The organism is Ruegeria sp. O4, assembly GCF_056535125.1.
Genome location: NZ_JBQERO010000051.1, coordinates 1 through 1,165 on the forward strand (window position 1 = coordinate 1; position 1,165 = coordinate 1,165).

At 56.9% G+C, this 1,165-nt stretch carries 1 protein-coding gene; it reads left to right on the forward strand.

The window, feature by feature from the left end; all coding sequences use genetic code 11:
- Positions 1-63: 63 nt before the first annotated feature.
- Positions 64-1,165, forward strand: a protein-coding gene (locus ACR0J7_RS20445) for an IS3 family transposase (protein WP_480915476.1) whose coding sequence is annotated in 2 segments (ribosomal slippage) — positions 64-307 and positions 307-1,165 — 1,103 coding nt annotated over the 2 segments. Because the reading frame shifts where the segments join, the coding sequence is not laid out codon by codon here. This gene is flagged as partial in the annotation.

Sequence of the window (1,165 nt, forward strand, 5' to 3'; positions counted from 1 at the left end):
TGGACGTGTCGCGGTTTGCTGCCGCTCCTTTGATAGCATTTATTGCAGCAAAGGAGACGAACTATGGGACTGAAACGGACGGACGAATTTCGCGCTGACGCTGTGCGGATCGCACTGACGAGCGGGCTGACGCGCAAGCAGGTAGCATCTGATTTGGGCGTTGGTCTTTCGACACTGAACAAGTGGGTGACAGCACATCGTGACACTGAGGTGGTGTCTGACAAAGACCTCGACCTTGCCCGAGAGAACGAACGACTTCGACGTGAAAACCGCATCCTGAAGGAGGAGAGGGACATCCTAAAAAAGGCCACAGCCTTCTTCGCGAGCCAAAAGCCATGAGGTTCCGGTTCATCGAAGAGCATGGCCACGAATTCCCGACCAACCGCCTTTGCCAGGTTCTGGATGTCAGTTCACGTGGACTGCGCGCCTATCGCAGCCGCCCAGCCAGCCAAAGACAGCGAACCGACATGGTGGTCTTGGCGCATATCAAGGAACAATCCCGTCTCAGCCTGGGCAGCTATGGCCGTCCACGGATGACTGAAGAGCTGAAGGAGCTTGGCCTGCCCATCGGCCATCGCCGCGTTGGCCGATTGATGCGCGAGAATGGCATACGCGTCGAACGATCCAAGAAATACAAAGTAACGACCGACAGCAACCACGCCTTCAATATCGCGCCCAACCTGCTGAACCGGGACTTCCGTGCGGATCAGCCGAACCAGAAGTGGGCAGGCGACATCAGTTATGTCTGGACGCGAGAAGGCTGGCTCTATCTGGCTGTTGTTCTCGACTTGCATTCACGTCGCGTGATCGGTTGGGCCGTGTCGAACCGAATGAAGCGTGATCTGGCGATCCGGGCTTTGGAAATGGCTGTGGCGCTGCGGCAGCCGCCAAAGGGATGCATTCACCACACCGACCGTGGCAGCCAATACTGCTCACACGACTACCAGAAGCTCCTGCGTCAGCACGGCTTCCAAGTATCGATGAGTGGCAAGGGAAATTGTTACGACAACTCGGCAGTCGAGACCTTCTTCAAGACCATCAAGGCAGAGCTGATCTGGCGCAGGTCGTGGCACACGCGACGAGACGCGGAACTGGCAATCTTCCAGTACATCAATGGCTTCTACAATCCGCGGCGAAGGCACTCAGCATTGGGCTGGAAAAGCCC